This is a genomic window from Pseudomonas triticifolii (genome assembly GCF_014358015.1).
Taxonomy (GTDB): Bacteria; Pseudomonadota; Gammaproteobacteria; order Pseudomonadales; family Pseudomonadaceae; genus Aquipseudomonas; species Aquipseudomonas triticifolii.
In genome coordinates, this window is record NZ_JACONV010000012.1 from 56,642 (window position 1) to 75,241 (window position 18,600).

Below are 18,600 nucleotides of genomic sequence, written 5' to 3' on the forward strand. Positions count from 1 at the left end.
CGGTTCAATCTGATCGCCCTCAGTCCGTCGTTTGAGGTCTGGTCTTGTGCCGACGACACCGCTCGGAGCAATAGCGTACTTCGTCCCAGCATCGTGCCCATTTTTTACGCCAGTTGAACGGCAGTCCGCACACCACGCAGGTCTTGACGGGAAGCTCGCTCTTTTTCACAGCGGCTCCCCGGCGTCCAGCCTGGCAAGCAGCATCTGACCGCGATCCCAGAGGGCATCCCGCTTTGCGTCGGTCATGCGGTCGAGGTTTTTGTAGACCATGCCCAGGCGTTGATTGCGGCGCAAAAGGTCGCCGTGTCGCATCAGAAAATGCCAGTACAGCGCGTTGAACGGGCACGCATCCTCGCCGGTACTTTCGCTGACCTTGTAGGCGCAGCCGCGGCAGTAATCCGACATGCGTTTGATGTACTGACCGCTGGCGCAGTAAGGCTTGGACCCCAGATAACCGCCGTCGGCGTGCATGACCATACCCAGGGTGTTGGGCAATTCGACCCAGTCGAAGGCGTCCATGTAGATTGCCAGGTACCATTCGCAAATCTGGGTGGGCGCAATGCCGGCGAGCAGGGCGAAATTGCCGGTCACCATCAGCCGTTGAATGTGATGGGCGTAGGCGTATTCCAGGCTCTGGCCGATGGCCTGGCGCATGCAGTTCATCTTCGTGTCGCCCGTCCAGTAGAACGCTGGAAGCGCGCGGGTGTTACCGAACAGGTTGCCGCTGGCGTATTCCGGCATCCTCAACCAGTAGACGCCGCGCACGTATTCGCGCCAGCCAATCAACTGGCGAATGAAGCCTTCGGCTGCGTTCAGGGCAATGCGCCCCGACCTGTACGCGGTTTCCACGTCGCTGCACAACTTGCGCAGATCCAGCAGGCCGATGTTGAGTGCAGCGCTGATGCGGGCATGGAACAGGAAAGGCTCGTTGCTGGCCATCGCGTCCTGGTAATCGCCGAACGCGGCCAGGCCGAAATCCAGAAAATAGTCCCAGAGCGTCTGGGCATCCGCGTGAGTCACTGGGTAGTCGAAGTTTTCTACCGACCCGTAGTGACTGGAGAAGCGCTCTTTCACCAGGGCGATGATCTGCCGAGTGACGGGGTCTGGCGAAAAGCGTGCAGGGTAGGGGGCTGTGACACCTTTGGGCAGCGCCTTGCGGTTTTCAGCGTCGAAGTTCCAGGCACCACCGACCGGCGTGCCATCACCATTGAGTAATAGCCCGCTTTTGCGGCGCATTTCCCGGTAAAAGAACTCCATGCGCAGCTGTTTCTTGCCTTGAGCCCAGGCTGAAAATTCGCCTCGTGAACACAGAAAGCGACTGTCAGCGTGCCATTGGATCGGCAAGCCACTGTCCTTGATCGACTGCTCCAGTCGCCAGTCGCCGCATTCGGTCAGGTGCAGTTCTTCAGGCTGCAACAGCGATTGCCAGCGGTGCAGTTCGCCCGGGACCGAGCCTGTGTTGTCAGGATCATCAAGGGTCACGTACTGCACCTGAAACCCGCGCTGGCGCAGCGCTTCAGCGAAATGTCGCATGGCGCTGAAGATCAGGACGATCTTTTGCGGATGGTGCGGCACATGGCTGGCTTCCTCCATCACCTCGACCAGCAGCACGGTGTCCCGCTCGGCATTTAACGTTTGCAGCGAGGCCAGGTCGAAAGACAGCTGGTCGCCGAGGACAAGGCACAGACGGTGAGTTGTGTTCATTCAGTCAGTATCCGCAAATGCAGGGCTGGGCCAGCCTTTAGAGGTCTTCGTGGCAGCTCAGCAGGGTCAAGGCTGACAGCGTGTGGCCGTCGGTGATTTCGCCTCTGAGAATCATGTGCTGAACGTCCTGGCGGGTTTTGATCATGATCTTATCGACTTCGCCATCAGTTTCACCGCTGACGTCACCCGAGACCTCGACGATGCAGACGGACACGGCGCTCGACAGCAAAGACGTGTTGCTGTGCAGCGTGCCGATCTCGATGGTCTGCAAGGCGACCATGCCGGTTTCCTCAAGCAGCTCGCGCACGGCCGCCTCGGCAGGCGTTTCATCGTCGTCGATCTTGCCGCGCGGAAACTCGATGGACATCTGACCAATGGCACGGCGCATCAGCGAGGCCAGCACCACGCGCCCGTCAGGCAGCACGGGCACAACCACCACACCATTGACGGGCCTGGGCTCTCTGATGATCTTGTAGCCGTGCCCTTCAGGGCGGGTTCCGTCATTGACGTCAATGACGTCGAAAAATCGGGTACTCAACAGCGTGGTGACAACAGGTGCTTTGGGGGTGGCGTTCATCGCTATGTCCTTGGCTGGCTCATCGGTCTTTGCTGTCAGGCAAACGAACGGTCGAAATAGAAAATCCTGCCGGGCTTGAGGTTTTCGACTGTCGCCTGCGCCTTGATGCCTTCACCGGACTTCTTGCGCCCGGTTTCCCTGATGAAGCCTTCTTCGGTCAACTTGAGCAGCCGCTGGCGCATGCTGGACTTGAGCACAGGCCGACTCAGCGCTACGGAATAGATCGTAGTCGCTTCCGGCGCACTGAACTCGTTGCCCAGAAACAGGAGCGGCAGGCTTGAGTAGAGTGATTTCGAGTACAAGCGTTCAGCGGCCTGATCGACCAGCTCGTTGTGGTCAAAGGGCAACAGGCTTTCGCGGCTCAGCAGGGCCTGAAGCGGCACAAATTTCTGCCGCTCGTTCAAGACGGCGTCCTGATCCAGAATCGCGAGGTAGAAGGTGGAAGACGACCAGCATCTGGGGTCGCGAAACGCATTGCCCACGGTGCCGACCTGCTCGATGTAGCCGAGTGTGACGCCAATCTTTTCCGACTCGATCAGGCGCTTGACCCCATCGTCCATCGACACATCACGCACATCGCCATTGAGCACCAGACCCGGCAGCGCCCAGCTCTCTGCATAAGGTTCGCCGGGGCGTCTGTGCAGCAAAACCTCAAGCCCTCGGGTTTTGCGACAGTAACGCAGGACTACCAGGTCGATGGTATGCAGATAGTCCATCTTCGACGGAGAGGGGGAGTCGGTCTGGCTCATATCAAACGGCACCTGATGCGTAAATCGCGTAGTTTACCGGATCCAGGCCCGGCGCAATCCAGTGCGCCGGAAGCGGGACGCCCTCCAGCAATTGCTTGCGCAACGTAGTGCTGCGTACGCCAACCTGCTCGGGCACGGTGATGATCGAGAACGTTTCAAGCAGCTCCGGGCCCAGGTAGAAGCCGGGCAGTGCGTCGGCCACGTCCTGACCCACCACCAGGGCAATGCGCTTGGGCGATACGCCTGTGCGTTCCGCGATGCAGGTCAGCAGGTTGAAACTGTAGACAGGGCCGGGGTTCTGACTGAAGAGCTCACGTTCGATGTCGCTGACCGTCAGCGCGCCGCGGCACTGCTGGCGAATCTGATCGGTAATCAGGTGCAGCCACTGGAGACGAAGCTCGTAGTCGACCATGACCTTGCCATACGGGTGCCGGTAAGACGGGACCACGAGGGTGCGCTTTGCCTGTCTGGACGCGTGGATCATGACGTTGGCATGGCCGGCGTGCGGTGGATTGAACGCTCCACCATAGATCGCGATTTCGTGCATGGCGTTTCTCCTTTGCTTAAAAGTACGTCAGATGTACTTATTGGTCAAGCGTCCTTGACCTTTCATATTCACCAATCAACAGCCTTAGAATCCAAATTTATTTGTCGGTCTAGGAAGAATTGAAAATAAGCTGAAATTAGCGTTGACCATAAAGTACATCAGATGTACTTTATGGTCATGCAAACGAGGAACACATCATGAATGCCAACACCGCCAAGACTGCTTCGTTCGATGTAGACGCTCAAAAGAGCTTCACGCCGCTGTGCCCTGATGAGCTGCCTGTCAGCGGCGGGGATCAGATTGGTGAAGCACTCAACTTCATGGCAACGCTTGCCCGTCTGCGTCTGGGCAGCAAGGATGCTCACGCCGTCAACGCGCCTTGGGTCGTCGAGACTCATGACGGGATGCTCAAGCCAACCGGACTCAAGCACGCCGACCTGACCTGGGTGAGCCACTGCGTACCGGGTACCGAGGGCTTCAAACTCCTGGATGTGTTGCCTCAACCACTCGAGTACGACTACTTCGTCTGGAAGGGCGTAGAGCCGGATCTGCATCCTTACGGCGCGATTTGGCATGACCTGGATGAAAAGATGTCTACCGGCGTTATCGAGTACCTGAGGGCCAACGGGATCGAACGCGTGATCGTCGGCGGCCTGGCTCTGGACTTTTGCGTCAAGACCACCGCCCTGCAGTTGGCCAAAGCCGGATTCGTCGTGGTGCTGTATGTGCCTGCGTGCCGGGGTATCAGTGAGGAAGGTTCGCTCGCGGCGCTGGCCGATATGGCACAGGCCGGAATCCTGATTGCGAACACCCCTCAAGAATTGACCGAACTGGCCTGAGGCCTGGGAGACAGACATGGAAAGTGTTTACGACTTCAGCAAACCGATTGTGCGTTCGCCGACTGACGACGACATGTACAAGCTGTCGATGGGGCAGGCGATCTACCACGCTTATCCCAGCGCCGATACCGAATGGGCGCTGCGGGTTCGTTCCCAGGATGATCTGACGCCCTGCATCAATGACATTCGCGAGGCGGTCGATCAGCTTCAAGAGCTGGAAAGCAGTCAGGACATGCTGCGTCATCTGCGCGGCATTCCCTACATCAGTACCGATTACATCGACTATCTGGAAGACTTCCGCCTCAAGCCGCGCTTCGTCAAAGTCGGCGAGAAGGACGGACAGCTGGAGATTCGTGCGCGTGGCCCGTGGGTGGGTGTCTCGCCCTTCGAGGTCAAGATTCTGGCCATTGTCAGCGAGATTCGTAACCGTCACGTTTACCCGGATCTGTCTCTGGAACAGGTACGTGAAAGCCTCTACAAGAAGTTCGACTGGCTCAAGGCCAACGCCACGACTGAAGAGCTGGCCGCGTTCAAGGTCGCTGACTTCGGCACCCGTCGCCGGATTTCGTACCTGGCTCAGGAAGAAGTCGTACGCACCATGATGCGGGACTTTCCCGGTGAGTTCGTCGGCACCAGCAATATTCAACTGGCCCGCGAATTCGATATTCGCGCCGTGGGCACACAGGCTCACGAGTGGTTTCAGGCTCATCAGCAACTGGGGCCACGCCTGGTCGACAGCCAGAAAGCGGCGCTGGATGGCTGGATCAAGGAGTATCGCGGTGATCCGGGGCTGACTCTGGCGGACTGCATCAATCAGGACGCATTCCTGCGGGACTTCGATTCGTACTACGCCAAGCTGTTCGACGGCTGTCGTCACGATTCGGGTGATCCGCTGGTGTGGGGCGACCGCATGATTGCGCACTACGAATCACTGCGCATCGACCCGCAGACCAAGACGCTGATCTTCAGTGACGGCTTGAACCTGGGCGACAAGGCGCTGCGGATCCTGCGTCACTTTCGCGGCCGCATCAACGTGTCGTTCGGCATCGGCACTGACCTCACCAATGGCGTCGAGGGCGTCAAGCCTCTGAGCATCGTGATGAAAATGGTCAACTGCCAGGGCCAGCCGGTGGCGAAGATTTCCGATGCGCCGGGCAAGAGTCAGTGCGAATCGCCCGAATTTCTGTCGTACCTCAAACAGGTTTTTCAGGTCAAGGAGTGAGGCAATCATGAATACGCAAACCCCTCTGCAAGTAGAGATTCAGTCAGCGCTTGGCATTGACCGCGGCATCATCGATGTTGAGAGCGTGAACGCCGAAATCGCCCGACGCATCGGCTTTATCAAAGGCGTGCTGCTTGAGTCCGGCGCGAAAGCGCTGGTGCTGGGCATCAGTGGCGGCGTCGACTCTTCGACCACCGGACGCCTTTGCCAATTGGCGGTCAACGAGCTGAAAGCGGCGGGTCACAAGGTCAAGTTTGTTGCCGTGCGGCTGCCTTACAAAACCCAGGCCGATGAGCACGACGCGCAAGCGGCGCTCAGCTTCATCCAGCCAGACCTGATCACCAACGTGAACATCGCCGGTGCGGTTGACAGCGTGATGAGCGCTATCGCTATTGACGGTCTTGAGCCGAGCCCGGAACTGACCGACTTCGCCAAGGGCAACGTCAAGGCCCGTACCCGCATGTTGGCGCAGTACGCGATTGCCAACTTTGTCGGTGGCCTGGTGGTGGGCACTGATCACGCCGCCGAGGCGGTAATGGGGTTCTTCACCAAATTTGGTGATGGCGCCTGCGATCTTGCGCCTTTGAGCGGACTTACCAAAGGTCAGGTCCGCATGCTGGCAGGGGCGCTGGGCGCTCCCGCGCACCTTGTCACCAAAGCCCCGACCGCCGACCTTGAAGACCTTGATCCAGGCAAGCTGGACGAAGCGGCCTATGGCTGCAGCTACGACGACATCGACAATTACCTGCTGGGCAAGGACGTTTCAGCGTCGGCAACAGCGATCATCGAGGCGGCCTACCTCAAGACCGCTCACAAACGTGAGCTGCCGATCATTCCTGTTTGAAATCGCAGACGGCTACCAAACCGAACGTTGATCGAGAGACATAGAAGGGCCACCCGAAGGTGGCGCATCCATCAGAACCGGTACTTGGCCGTCAGCGTGTAGTTGCGCGGATCACCATAGGTGTCGGTAGAGCCCCAAACGGAACTGGTGCCAATCGCCGAGTAATAGACACGATCGAAAACGTTGTTTGCGTTCAATTGCAGGTCCAGATGCTTGTTGACCTGATAACCGGCCATCAGGTCGGCAACGGCATAGCCGCCCTGTTCGAGGCGATAGCTGCCGTCGGTAAGGGCGATGTCGTTGTACATGCGGCTCTGCCAGTAGACGTTGCCGCCGACGCGCAATTTCTCCAGGGGGCCCTGAAAGCGGTATACGGTCGAAACCTTGAACAGGTGTTCTGGCGTGTCGGTGTCGAAGCGCTGGTTCTTGTTCGCGGGGTCGGCGTCCTTCACGTAATGAGCGCGGGTGAAGGTGTAGCCTGCGCCGACTTGCCAGTTCTCGGTCAGCGCGCCTTGCAGTTCCAGGTCGATGCCCTGGCTGCGCACCAGGCCGGACGCGTCGTAGCAAGTGAGCACCGGGCAGCCTGCCTGAGTGGAGGTCTGGGTTGCCACATTGGTCTGGTCGGTACGAAACACGGCCAGGCTGGCGTTCAGGGCACCGTTGAAATACTCGCCCTTGATGCCGACTTCATAGTTTTCACCGACGACGGGTTTGAGTTGCGCCCCGGACAAGTCCTGATAGTTCTGTGGCTGGAAGATGTCGGTGTAGCTGGCGTACACGGAATAGGTGTCGTCCAGTTTGTAGATCAGACCGCCATAGCGCGTCACGTTCCGGGTGACCTTGTAATCGCCATCGCCGGTGCGGTCATCGTAGTCGTACCAGTCCAGACGACCGCCGAGAATCAGGGTCAAGGGATCGGCCAGACTCAAGCGGGTCGTGAGGTACACACCTTCCTGAGTGGCGACGCTGTGCAGGTTGCCATCGCGGACGAAGTCCGGCTTTGGCGCAGCAATCGGCAGGCCGGTGTCGTAGGGGCTGTATTCCTTGCTGTCTTTGTCATAAACGCGCCGACTCGCACCGACCACCAGTTCATGGGTGCGGCCCAAGGCCTGGAACGGGCCGCTGGCGAAAGCATCGAAAGCAGTCTGTTTTTCCTCGGGACGCGACTGGTACGCGGTGGTTTCCAGCGGGCCGTTGTAGCGCGACAGATAGGTGCCCGAGAACAGGCCCTCGAGTGACGAGGCAGTACCGGCCAGGTGCAGTTTCCAGTCGTTATCGAAGCGGTGTTCCAGTTCGCCGAACACGGTGTCGACCTGCAGTTTCTTCTTTTCCCAGTCTGAACCTGGATAGGTCGAGCGGGGCAGGTTCAGGTGGTGGCCATCGGTGCCCAGTGGCAGGCCGCCCCAGAAGAAGTTGGTTTCGTCTTCCTGGCGAGAATAGCCCAGTGTGGCGGTCGTGGCGTCACTCAGATCAGCTTCGACTACGCCGTAGAACACGCCATGGTCACTCTCTTCCTTGTCGCGAAAACTGTTGGCGTCCTGATAGGAGCCGACCACACGGCCGCGCAGGGTGCCGCTCTCGTTCAGCTTGCTCGATGCATCGAACTCACCCCGGTAGTTGTCCCAGCTTCCGGCGCTGCCCGTAAGGGTCACCTGCGGCTCTGCGGTCGGACGCTTGCGCACCATGTTGATTGCAGCCGAGGGGTTGCCTGCACCGGTGATCAGGCCGGTGGCGCCGCGAATCACTTCCACGCGATCGAACATCGCCAGGTTCGGCTGCACGCCCATGGTCCAGCCAGAGTAGGAGGCAGGGATGCCATCGTACATGATGTTGTCGATGTCGAAACCGCGTGATGTGTAGGTCTGCCTGCCGGGTCCGCTGGACTGGCTGAGGAACAGGCCGGGGGTGTTTTTGACCACGTCGTTGACGCTGGTCATGGCTTGATCGTCCATGCGCTGGCGGGTGATCACGGTCACGGCCTGCGGGGTTTCGCGCATGCTCAGGGGCAGTTTGGTCGCAGTCTGCATGACGCCGGTTGTGTAGGAACCAGTGCCTTCGGTGGTCGTGCCCAGGCGTGCATCACTGATTTCAGTGGCACCCAGCTCCAGCGTCCCGGTCGCCTGCTCAGGCAGAGGCTCTGCGGCGAAAACCCCGTGAGAGGTTGCTATCCCGATGCCGATGGCCAACAGGCATGGTTTGAAATGAAAACGGCTTTGCAGTTGCTGGCCCGACATGAACCTGACACTCCCTGAACGCCGTCCGTGGCCGCATGATAATGATGATAAGAACGATTCGCGTTAGTGTGGCAGATTGTTTCTGTGGGAAAAAGCCCACACGGACAAATACTTAACAAAATTTTCACATCCTTCAGCAGGGGTTATTGTTCAAGGCAGGCGGGTGTTCGAGCGTGTGAGGGCGGGTAAGGTCGAGCGGTAAGTCAGGTGGTTTTCTGTCCCGGACGTAAGGTGCGCCCTTCGCAAGCGTGGTTCCGCCGCGTCGACTCAACTGGCTCGGGTTTGCAGGCTCCGAATGGGCCGAGAGTGGTTGAATGGGTAGCGCTAACAGAACACATTGAGTGCCTGCTCTGCGTCGTGAAGGCTTCGTCCTCACGTGCTTTGTTGGTGATGGAGGTTTGTCAGGTCTCGTGAGGGCATTAATCTATATAGCTACTGCACGTCTGATTATTTTCAGTCTTGATAAGTGTCATCGTCACTGAATCAATTCAACGGGTTTGGGGCATGATGATGACTGCCATGAGAACCCTGTTATGTTCACTGTGTTCGTGGCACGGCTTCTCTGCACGGGTCTTAAGGTAACAAGGGTGAGTGGCCTGATAATGACTTGGGGGATAAGGATTGGACGACAACAAGCGTTTGAGTTTCGAGGACCATGAACTGGCACAAATGCGTCAGTTCAATAGAACCCTTGGCAGGCTTCCGCGTTTTCGCATTAAAAACCGCATTGCGCCGACCTTGATTCAGGCACTCCTGCGTGTCAGTCAGATCGGCGGGGCTGGCAAGCTGACCCGGCACGGCCTTCACGCCGAGAAGCAAGTCGTCAGTGCGAACAACGTCTCTGTGTCGGTGCGCATTATCAGGCCCAAGGGCAAGGCCAAGGGTGTCGTGCTCGACTTCCATGGCGGCGGGTGGGTGATCGGCAATGCGCAGATGAACGATGATCTTAACGTCGCGATGGTCAACGCGTGCGAGGTGGCGGTGGTTTCGGTCGATTACCGGCTTGCCGTCTCCACGCCTGTCGAGGGTGTGATGGATGATTGTTTTGCGGCCGCGTGCTGGCTGCTCGGCAATGACTGCACGGAGTTTGCCGGTTTGCCGGTCATCGTGGTGGGTGAGTCGGCGGGCGGCCACCTCGCCGCCGCAACCCTGCTGAAACTGAAGGAAAGGCCCGGGCTGCTGGAGCGTATAAAAGGTGCGTTGTTGTATTACGGCGTCTACGACCTGACAGGCACCGCCAGCGTGCGCGCGGCGGGCCCCGACACACTGGTGCTCGATGGACCGGGCATGGTCGATGCCTTGCGCCTGCTCACGCCTGGTTTGACCGATCAACAGCGCCAGCAGCCGCCTTTATCGCCGCTATACGGCGACCTCACCGGGCTGCCGCCGGCGCTGATGTTCGTCGGCGACATTGACCCGCTGCTGGACGACACGCGTGAAATGGCTGAACGCTGGAAGCACTCGGCCGAGGTCGAAATGCATCTTTTGCCGGAATCGCCACACGGTTTCATTCATTTTCCGGTCGCGATAGGGCAGAAGGTGCTTGCGCGCAGTCGGGAATGGCTGAAGGAGCGGATTCAAACGGCTGGTGGTCCGCAGTAAGCCCAGTGCAGGCACCGTCGTCAAAACCGGGCGGCGACCGCACACGCCCATTGTCCGCCGCGCCGTTTCCGTCTAGTTTGCTCCCCGGCATAAATACAAAAAACTCAGGAGTCTTCGATGCAACCGATTCGTCTCGGTCTGGTCGGCTACGGCAAGATCGCCCAGGATCAGCACGTTCCCGCGATCCACGCCAACCCCGCGTTTCAACTGGTGTCGGTCGCCACACAAGGGCAGCCCTGCGATGGGGTGGCAAACTTCAAGTCGCTGGGTGAGCTGCTTGAAAACGGGCCGCAGGTCGATGCCATTGCGTTCTGCACGCCGCCGCAAGGCCGTTTCGCACTGGTGCAGCAGGCGCTCGCCGCAGGCAAACACGTGCTGGTGGAAAAGCCGCCCTGCGCCACGTTGGGCGAGGCGATGGAACTGGTGAGCCAGACGCAGCAACAGGGCGTTACTGGTTTGTTCGCCTGGCATTCTCGTTATGCGCCCGGTATCGAGGCCGCTCGTGAATGGCTGGCCACCCGAACGCTGCAACACGTGCAGATCGACTGGAAAGAGGATGTGCGCAAATGGCATCCCGGCCAGGCGTGGATCTGGCAGCCGGGTGGGCTGGGTGTGTTCGATCCGGGCATCAATGCGTTGTCGATCGCGACGCACCTGTTGCCATTGCCGATGTTCGTCGAGTCAGCTCAATTGCGTGTGCCGTCCAACTGCCAGTCGCCTATTGCTGCGTCCATTCTGATGTCGGATGCAAAGCACCTCGACATACGCGCAGAGTTCGATTTCGACCATGGCCACGACGAACTCTGGAGCATCGAAATCCGTTGTGTCGAGGGCACTCTGCGGCTGGATGGCGGTGGCGCGCTGTTGAGTATCGACGGCGTGCAGCAGACGGTTTCGGAAGAGGGCGAGTATGCGGCTGTGTATCGACATTTCCAGCAGTTGATCGCCAGCAAATCCAGTGACCTGGACCTGCAGCCGCTGCGGCTGGTGGCCGACAGCTTTTTTGTGGGCAGTCGCGCGTTGGTCGAGCCGTTTTACGACTGATCGCATCACAACAGACCAACAGGTCTGGCAAGTGAGCGCTCATCCTCCCTGGAGCCGATGAGCGCTCGCGACCCCGCCACTTATCGGTTCAGGCTGCGCTCGTAAGCCGCCAGAACTGTGCGCTCCGATTGCACCAGATACGCTTCGAGCATTGCGGTGGCCTTATCGGCCTGACCGGCTTCCACGCACTGAAGAATCGCTGCGTTCATGTCGACGTAGGGAAGGTGAAGGAACTGCGGGGCGTTGAGCAATCCGAAGGCCAGCCGCAGCTCGGCCGAGATCTGCCCATAAAACACCACCAGACGCGGGCTGTCGGCCAGTTCGACGATGCCTTTATGGAACATCATGTTGGCGGTGCCTACCGCCACCCAGTCTTCAGCTTCACGCGCTCGCATGCCGGCCTCGACCGCTTCACGCATGTGCAGTGTGCCGGGGTGCTGTGGATAGCCTTGAGCAATGGCCTTGCACTCGATGAAACGGCGCACGCGGTAGATGTCGATGATCGACGCCATGTCGGGCTCGGCCACCGTTACGCCACGATTGGGTTCGTGCTTGAGCAGACCCTCACGGGTGAGGACCCTGAACGCTTCTCTCAAAGTATTGCGCGAGATATCCAGATTTTCAGCCAGGGCCGCTTCTGACAGGCGCTGGCCGGGCACCAATTCGCCTTCGACCAGCATTCGGCGGATTTCTTGGGTGATGGATTCTCCCAGTGTACGGGCGGGAGAAGGGGGTGTTGCGTCTTTCATAAGGGGTCCAGGGTGGTAAAAGCCGCGACGATCTTCTCTGAGAGCTTAGTGCGTGGCAAGAAAGAAGCGCGCCGCGTGCTTCATTAAGTAGCGCTGCTGAGTGTTAGGGTAACAACTTGGTGCGTTTGACTGATCAATGTTTAGTACATTGTTCAACAATGACACCTTGATTAATCTACGTTGTAGGTGAGTTGATTGAGCCTTGGCACGCACATTGCTCTGCTGAGGTATCACTCACCGTAGGAATGATGCCGTGACAACGACCACTCTAGAGTTCACAAAGACGCGGCGGGCGTCTTTAGTCGCCGCCATCTTCATGATGGCAACCTCCGCTATCGGGCCGGGGTTCATCACTCAGACCGCTACGTTTACGGCGAAGATGGGTGCCGCGTTCGCGTTTGGCATCCTGGCGTCGATCCTGATCGACTTCGTTGTGCAGATTAATATCTGGCGAATCGTCACCCTGACTCGCATGCGCGCCGCAGAGCTGGCCAACAAGGCGATTCCTGGTAGTGGTTACCTGCTAGCGGTACTGGTGATGTTCGGGGGCCTGGTGTTCAATGTCGGCAACATCGCCGGTGCCGGGCTGGGTCTGAATGCGTTGCTCGGCCTTGACCCCAAGTGGGGTGGCGGTTTGAGCGCACTGCTAGCTATCGGAATATTTTCCTCGCACCGCGCCGGTCTTGCCGTCGACCGTATGATTGTTTGGCTAGGCGTGATAATGATTGGCCTGACAGTTTTCGTTGCGTTCGTCTCTAACCCGCCGTTGGGTGAAGCGCTCTACCAGACCGTACTCCCTGACCAGATCAATTTCGCCACTATCACCACTATTGTCGGCGGCACTGTTGGTGGCTACATCACCTACGCTGGGGCGCACCGCCTGCTAGACCGGGGCACAACCGGCGAAGAAAACCTTGCGGCAGTTACCAAAGCCGCTTTAAGTGGCATCTTCGTCACCGGCCTCATGCGTTATGTGCTGTTTCTGGCAGTCCTCGGTGTGGTTGCAAGTGGTGTAGTCATCGACACTTCGGGTAAAGGCGCCAACCCTGCAGCCCAGGCCTTCCAGGCAGCGGCTGGCCAGTTCGGCCTGCGAGCCTTTGGACTGATACTCTGGGCCGCAGCAATCACCAGCGTGATTGGTGCCGCTTACACGTCCATGTCCTTTCTCTCGGTATTCAAGCCGAACATCACCGAACCAGGCCGTAACCGCGCCACGACGATATTTATTGGCGTATCGCTGCTGGCCTACATGCTGATGGGGACTGCGCCGGCGGCACTTCTGCTGTTTGCGGGCGGTTTCAACGGCCTGATCCTGCCAATCGGACTGAGCCTCTTTATCTACGTAGGCTGGCGCCGGTCCGACATGATGGGCGGTTACCATTACCCACGCTGGCTGCTGGTCCTCGGAGCCCTGACTTGCCTGCTCACCTGGTATATGGCGATCAAATCCATTGGTCCGATCTTCGCATTCCTTAATGTGGTCTGAGTTAGATAGAGGCCGAGGAGTCAAGAAATGCCAAACATAGATATCAATAGTGACCTGGGAGAGAGCTTCGGTGCCTGGAGTATGGGCGACGATGCCGCGATGCTTGAAGTGGTCAGCAGCGCCAACGTGGCGTGCGGATTTCATGCCGGAGATCCGGCCGGAATATTGCGCACGCTCGAAGCGGCGGCTGCTCGGGATGTGGCCGTCGGTGCCCATGTAGCCTACCCGGACCTCGTCGGCTTCGGTCGGCGCAACATGGACGTGCCAGCCGGGCAGCTCACCGCCGACGTCATCTACCAGATCGGCGCGCTTCAGGGACTGGCCCGCAGCGCCGGGACGACAGTGACCTACGTCAAGCCTCACGGCGCGCTGTACAACACCATCGCAGGCGACCCGGTTCAGGCCGCGGCGGTGATTCAGGCCATCCTGCGCATCGATCCGCAGCTCAAGCTGGTTTGCCTCGCCAATTCGAAGTTGCTGGGCTGGGCGCGCGAGGCAGGCCTGTCCTGTGTGTCCGAAGCCTTTGCGGACCGGGCGTATACCGCTCAGGGCACGCTGGTGTCCCGCTCGCGTCCCGGTGCCGTGCTGCACGATGTCGAGCTGATCACCGAACGTATGCTGCGTCTGGTGCGCGATGGCGTTATTGAGGCCGAAGACGGCAGCTTGATCGAGTTGCAAGCCGATTCGATCTGCGTGCATGGCGACAGCCCCGGCGCGGTCAACATCGCCAATGCTCTGAGACAACGTCTGCTCGACGCAGAGGTCAACATTCGTGCATTTACCCGAGGTCAACCATGAACTCCTTGAATGACGCCCGTCATGCAGCCATTGCCGCTCGTGCCCGGTATCGCGAAGGCATGGTGTCTCCCACTGCGGGCCATGCACCGGGTCTGACCCAGGCCAACATGATTTGCCTGCCACGCGAGTGGGCCTACGATTTTCTGCTGTTCGCTCAGCGTAACCCTCAGGCCTGTCCGATCCTCGACGTTACCGAGGCCGGCAATTACAGCACCGTTCTGGCCGAGGGCGCTGACCTGCGTACCGACATTCCGCTTTATCGCGTCTGGCGCGACGGCAAGCTGGCCGATGAAGTGAGCGATGTGCGGGATCTCTGGACCGAGCATACGGATCTGGTCACTTTTCTGATTGGTTGCAGCTTCACCTTCGAGACCCCTTTGCTGGAAGCCGGCATCGATGTGCGTCACATCAGCGAGGGTTGCAACGTGCCGATGTACCGCAGCAACCGCATCTGCCGTCCAGCCGGGCGTCTGAAAGGCGAGATGGTGGTGTCGATGCGGCCCATCGCGGCTGATCGGGTGGCCGATGCCGTCAAGATCACTGCGCGCTACCCCGGCGTGCATGGTGCTCCGGTCCATGTGGGCGAGCCCGGTCTGCTCGGCATTGAAGATATTTCGCGTCCCGACTTTGGCGATGCCGTTACGCTAAAGCCTGGTGAAATTCCGGTGTTCTGGGCATGTGGCGTGACACCGCAGGCCGTGGTCATGGCGTCTGGTGTACCTTTTGCGATTTCCCACGCACCGGGCCACATGTTCATCACCGATGTGCCCGACAGCCACTACCACGTATAGGAGAGGATCATGCGTTTCTACCCGGTCAGCCAGGACGCGCTCCTGGTTGAATTGGCGAACCTGGACGAGACTCTTGCCCTGTTCGACTCTTTGCAGCAGCAGCCCATCCATGGCGTGGAGGAACTCGTTCCTGCCGCCCGGACGGTGCTGGTGTATTTCCGCCCCGGTGCGGTCAGTCGCGAAGCGCTGGCCGCGCAGATCGCCACGCGTGATGTGCACGTCAAGGCTCGCGAGGCTGGCAAGCTGATCGAGATCCCCGTGCATTACAACGGTGAGGATCTGGACGACGTTGCCCGTGAACTGGGCATCAGTCCTGAGGAAGTGATTCGGCGTCATACCGGCAGCGATTACAAGGTGGCCTTCTGTGGCTTCGCCCCCGGCTTTGCGTACCTGAGCGGCGGTCCGGAGTTCGTGGTGCCGCGTCGCAGCACGCCACGTACCCGGATTCCGGCGGGTGCCGTGGCGCTGGCAGGTGCTTTCAGTGGCGTCTACCCGCAGGCCAGCCCGGGTGGCTGGCAGATCATTGGTGTCACCGAGACCCGAATGTGGGACCTGGAGCGCGACGAGCCTGCGCTGTTGCAACCTGGCTATCGCGTGCGCTTTGTGGATGCGGGGCCTGTTACGGACAGCGTCTCGGTCGCTGCACCGGCGCGTCGTCAGGCGTCTCACGCCACTGAAAACTGTCTGGAAGTGCTGTCGCCAGGTCTGCAGACGCTGTTTCAGGACCTCGGGCGTCCCGGCCGCGCAGGGCAGGGCGTTTCGGCTTCCGGCGCGATGGATCGGGGTGCGTTGCGCGCCGCCAACCGTGCGGTGGGCAACGCTGCCGCGACTGCCTGTCTGGAAGTGTTGATGGGTGGCCTGACGTTCACCTGTCACGGTCAGACCGTGGCCGCCGTCACGGGCGCAACGGTCGCTTTGGAAGTGCGTACCGCCGACGGTCAACTGCTGCGCCCGGCGCTGTATACGCCGTTCGTTCTGCAGGATGGCGATCAGTTGAGCATCGACTCACCGTCTGCCGGATTGCGTAACTACGTGGCGATTCGCGGCGGCTTCACGCAGGAACCCGTGCTGGGCAGCCTGTCTACCGACACCCTGGCTCAGGTCGGGCCTGCACCCTTGGCAGCGGGTGATCGTCTGGGCTTTCACTGCAAGCCGGGTGGCGTTTCGGTCTCGCTCAGCGAGCAACCACCGTTCGACATGCCGCGCTCCGATCAGGTCATCGTGCTGGACGTGGTCATGGGCCCGCGCAGTGACTGGTTCACTGCCGACGCGCAGGCCGTGCTGGCAGGGCAGACCTGGCAGGTCACGCCGCAATCCAATCGCATCGGCGTGCGGCTCGCGGGCGATCAGGCGCTTGAGCGTTCGGTTCACGGTGAACTGCCCAGCGAAGGCACTGCCGTAGGTGCGATTCAAGTGCCGCCCAATGGCCAGCCGGTGTTGTTTCTGGCCGACCATCCGTTGACCGGTGGTTACCCGGTCATCGCAGTCGTTGCGCCGCATCACCTGGACCTGGCCGGTCAGATTCCGATCAATTCACGCATTCGCTTCAATCCGTTGGGCGCGTTCGAGCCCGTGTGCCCAGCTCTTTCAGACGAGACCCATAACCAATGAAAAAGGTTCTGATTGCCAACCGTGGCGAGATTGCCATCCGTATTGCCCGTGCCTGCCGTGACTATGGCGTTGCTTCGGTGGCGGTGTATGCCGATGCCGATATCGACGCATTGCATGTGCGCCAGGCCGATGAAGCGTATGGGCTGAATGGCGAGCGACCTGCCGACACTTACCTGAACATCGAAAAATTGCTGGCGGTGGCGGCACGTGCCGGTGCCGACGCGGTTCACCCAGGCTATGGTTTTCTGTCCGAGCGCGCCGATTTTGCCCGCGCCGTGATCGATGCGGGCCTGACCTGGATCGGCCCGGACCCCAGCACCATTGATGCACTGGGCGACAAGGTACAAGCCAGGCGCATCGCCCAGAAGGTCGGGGCTCCGCTGGTCGCCGGGACCGAAGGGCCGGTGAACGATGCCAGTGAAGTGGTCGCGTTCGCCGAGCAGTTCGGCCTGCCGATTGCCATCAAGGCGGCGTTTGGTGGTGGTGGTCGCGGTTTGAAGGTGGCGTGGAAACTCGATGAAGTCAGCGAGCTGTACGAGTCGGCGGTGCGTGAAGCCGTGGTGGCGTTCGGGCGTGGCGAGTGTTTCGTCGAGCGCTTTCTGGACAAGCCTCGGCACATCGAAGCGCAGATCATCGCTGACCGGCACGGCCGAGTCGTGGTCGCCGGCACCCGCGACTGTTCGTTGCAGCGTCGTAATCAGAAGCTGATTGAAGAAGCGCCTGCGCCGTACCTGGACGACGCATTACGTCAGCGCATTCATGACTCGGCCCGCGACATCTGCGCCGAGGCGGGCTATGTGGGTGCCGGTACGGTGGAGTTCCTGCTCAGCGCCGATGGCACGCTGTCTTTCCTTGAAGTCAACACCCGCTTGCAGGTCGAGCATCCGGTCACTGAAGAAACCAGCGGTATCGACCTGGTGATTGAGCAACTGCGGGTGGCCGATGGCCTGCCGCTGTCGTTCGAAGGCACACCGGTTCCGCGTGGTCACAGCTTCGAGTTCCGTATCAACGCAGAAGATGCGGGTAACGGCTTCCTGCCAACGCCGGGTTCTATCGACGTGTTTCAGCCGCCGTCCGGCCCTGGCGTTCGTCTGGAAACCGGCGTCGAGCAGGGCTCGCGTGTGTCGCCGAACTTCGACTCGATGATCGCCAAGCTCATTGTGACCGGTGCAACCCGCGAACAGGCGATCCGTCGTGCGCGCCGCGCGCTGGCAGAATTCCGCATTGAAGGCGTGGCAACCGTTCTGCCGTTCCATCGTGCAGTCATGGACCATGATGATTTCACCGCGCCTGATACGTTTGCGGTGTACACCCGCTGGATCGAGACCGACTTTGCCGAGCAGATCACCCTCGCGCCGCGCGCTGCGGTGTCAGTGGATCCGGGTGTGCTGCGCACCTTCGTCGAAATCGACGGCAAGCGCCATGAACTGGGCCTGCCCACTGCGCTGTTACGGGGTGTCAGCCTGGGCGGCACCGATGCTGCGCCTGAAACCGCAGTAGCCGAGGTCGCTGATGCGCGGGCCGTCGTCACTCCCGTCGCAGGCAATCTGCACAGTTGGGCGGTGAACGATGGCGAAACCGTGGAAGCGGGTCAGGTGATTGCGGTCATGGAAGCGATGAAGATGGAAACGTCGGTACTTGCACCCTGCGCCGGTCAGTTGCAGATCAGCGAACAGTCAGGAAGTTACTTGAACGCAAAGTTCAAGATCGGGTATATCAAAACAGATCACTGATTAAGCAGTACTTCTTTTCGGACAGTGCGCACGGCCGGGTATTAACCTGGCTGTTGCGTCCTGCCGCAAA

The 18,600-nt window shown here is 59.8% G+C and carries 17 protein-coding genes; 10 read left to right on the forward strand and 7 right to left on the reverse strand.

What is annotated here, in order from left to right; translation table 11 throughout:
• Nucleotides 1–19: 19 nt before the first annotated feature.
• The 5 genes from H8S56_RS16230 to H8S56_RS16250 are packed head-to-tail and all read right to left on the reverse strand — an operon-like array spanning nucleotide 20 to nucleotide 3,577.
• Entirely contained in the window at nucleotides 20–169 is a 150-nt protein-coding gene (locus H8S56_RS16230; protein WP_080265939.1) for a DUF2256 domain-containing protein, read from the reverse strand.
• Nucleotides 166–1,704, reverse strand: coding sequence for a cryptochrome/photolyase family protein (locus H8S56_RS16235; protein ID WP_187519185.1), 1,539 nt, complete (start codon nucleotides 1,702–1,704; stop codon nucleotides 166–168). The genes H8S56_RS16230 and H8S56_RS16235 overlap by 4 nt, the downstream gene beginning before the upstream one ends.
• Nucleotides 1,705–1,741: 37 nt before the next feature.
• Nucleotides 1,742–2,281, reverse strand: coding sequence for an NUDIX hydrolase (locus H8S56_RS16240; protein ID WP_050586921.1), 540 nt, complete (start codon nucleotides 2,279–2,281; stop codon nucleotides 1,742–1,744).
• A gap of 35 nt (nucleotides 2,282–2,316) precedes the next feature.
• Nucleotides 2,317–3,030 carry an NUDIX hydrolase gene (locus H8S56_RS16245; protein WP_024695204.1) on the reverse strand — a complete coding sequence of 238 codons (714 nt, stop codon included), beginning with the start codon at nucleotides 3,028–3,030 and terminating at the stop codon, nucleotides 2,317–2,319.
• A 1-nt stretch (nucleotide 3,031) separates the two neighbouring features.
• A complete protein-coding gene (locus tag H8S56_RS16250; RefSeq protein WP_187519186.1) occupies nucleotides 3,032–3,577 on the reverse strand; it encodes an adenylyltransferase/cytidyltransferase family protein in 546 nt (181 codons plus the stop codon).
• A 197-nt stretch (nucleotides 3,578–3,774) separates the two neighbouring features.
• Between H8S56_RS16250 and H8S56_RS16255 the strand changes: the two genes are divergently transcribed.
• Genes H8S56_RS16255 through nadE form a run of 3 tightly spaced genes read left to right on the forward strand, consistent with a single transcriptional unit; the run spans nucleotide 3,775 to nucleotide 6,482 of the window.
• Nucleotides 3,775–4,416: a nicotinamidase gene (locus H8S56_RS16255; protein ID WP_187519187.1), complete on the forward strand. Its 642-nt coding sequence runs from the start codon at nucleotides 3,775–3,777 to the stop codon at nucleotides 4,414–4,416.
• A 16-nt stretch (nucleotides 4,417–4,432) separates the two neighbouring features.
• Nucleotides 4,433–5,638, forward strand: coding sequence for a nicotinate phosphoribosyltransferase (pncB, locus tag H8S56_RS16260; protein ID WP_187519188.1), 1,206 nt, complete (start codon nucleotides 4,433–4,435; stop codon nucleotides 5,636–5,638).
• 7 nt (nucleotides 5,639–5,645) lie between these two features.
• Entirely contained in the window at nucleotides 5,646–6,482 is an 837-nt protein-coding gene (gene nadE / locus H8S56_RS16265) for an ammonia-dependent NAD(+) synthetase (RefSeq protein ID WP_187519189.1), read from the forward strand.
• Nucleotides 6,483–6,553: 71 nt separating this feature from the next.
• On the opposite strand, the gene H8S56_RS16270 is transcribed toward nadE, so the two are convergent.
• Nucleotides 6,554–8,716, reverse strand: coding sequence for a TonB-dependent siderophore receptor (locus H8S56_RS16270; protein WP_187519190.1), 2,163 nt, complete (start codon nucleotides 8,714–8,716; stop codon nucleotides 6,554–6,556).
• 669 nt (nucleotides 8,717–9,385) lie between these two features.
• Between H8S56_RS16270 and H8S56_RS16275 the strand changes: the two genes are divergently transcribed.
• On the forward strand, nucleotides 9,386–10,318 hold the full coding sequence (locus H8S56_RS16275; protein WP_187519231.1) for an alpha/beta hydrolase: 933 nt from the start codon (nucleotides 9,386–9,388) through the stop codon (nucleotides 10,316–10,318).
• A 117-nt stretch (nucleotides 10,319–10,435) separates the two neighbouring features.
• Nucleotides 10,436–11,362: a Gfo/Idh/MocA family protein gene (locus H8S56_RS16280; RefSeq protein WP_187519191.1), complete on the forward strand. Its 927-nt coding sequence runs from the start codon at nucleotides 10,436–10,438 to the stop codon at nucleotides 11,360–11,362.
• Nucleotides 11,363–11,442: 80 nt separating this feature from the next.
• On the opposite strand, the gene H8S56_RS16285 is transcribed toward H8S56_RS16280, so the two are convergent.
• Nucleotides 11,443–12,111 carry a GntR family transcriptional regulator gene (locus H8S56_RS16285; RefSeq protein WP_073164746.1) on the reverse strand — a complete coding sequence of 223 codons (669 nt, stop codon included), beginning with the start codon at nucleotides 12,109–12,111 and terminating at the stop codon, nucleotides 11,443–11,445.
• Nucleotides 12,112–12,364: 253 nt separating this feature from the next.
• On the opposite strand from H8S56_RS16285, the gene H8S56_RS16290 reads away from it, so the two are divergent.
• From H8S56_RS16290 to H8S56_RS16310, 5 genes are read left to right on the forward strand one after another with little or no spacing between them, the layout of a single operon-like run.
• Nucleotides 12,365–13,597 (forward strand): NRAMP family divalent metal transporter, encoded by a 1,233-nt coding sequence (locus tag H8S56_RS16290; RefSeq protein WP_187519192.1) that lies wholly within the window; start codon nucleotides 12,365–12,367, stop codon nucleotides 13,595–13,597.
• Nucleotides 13,598–13,624: 27 nt separating this feature from the next.
• On the forward strand, nucleotides 13,625–14,395 hold the full coding sequence (locus H8S56_RS16295; protein ID WP_187519193.1) for a LamB/YcsF family protein: 771 nt from the start codon (nucleotides 13,625–13,627) through the stop codon (nucleotides 14,393–14,395).
• Nucleotides 14,392–15,186 (forward strand): putative hydro-lyase, encoded by a 795-nt coding sequence (locus tag H8S56_RS16300; RefSeq protein WP_187519194.1) that lies wholly within the window; start codon nucleotides 14,392–14,394, stop codon nucleotides 15,184–15,186. Before H8S56_RS16295 ends, H8S56_RS16300 begins: the two co-directional genes overlap by 4 nt.
• Before the next feature lie 9 nt (nucleotides 15,187–15,195).
• A complete protein-coding gene (locus H8S56_RS16305) occupies nucleotides 15,196–16,797 on the forward strand; it encodes a 5-oxoprolinase subunit B/C family protein (RefSeq protein WP_187519195.1) in 1,602 nt (533 codons plus the stop codon).
• Nucleotides 16,794–18,530 (forward strand): ATP-binding protein, encoded by a 1,737-nt coding sequence (locus H8S56_RS16310; RefSeq protein WP_187519196.1) that lies wholly within the window; start codon nucleotides 16,794–16,796, stop codon nucleotides 18,528–18,530. The genes H8S56_RS16305 and H8S56_RS16310 overlap by 4 nt, the downstream gene beginning before the upstream one ends.
• Nucleotides 18,531–18,600 lie beyond the last annotated feature (70 nt).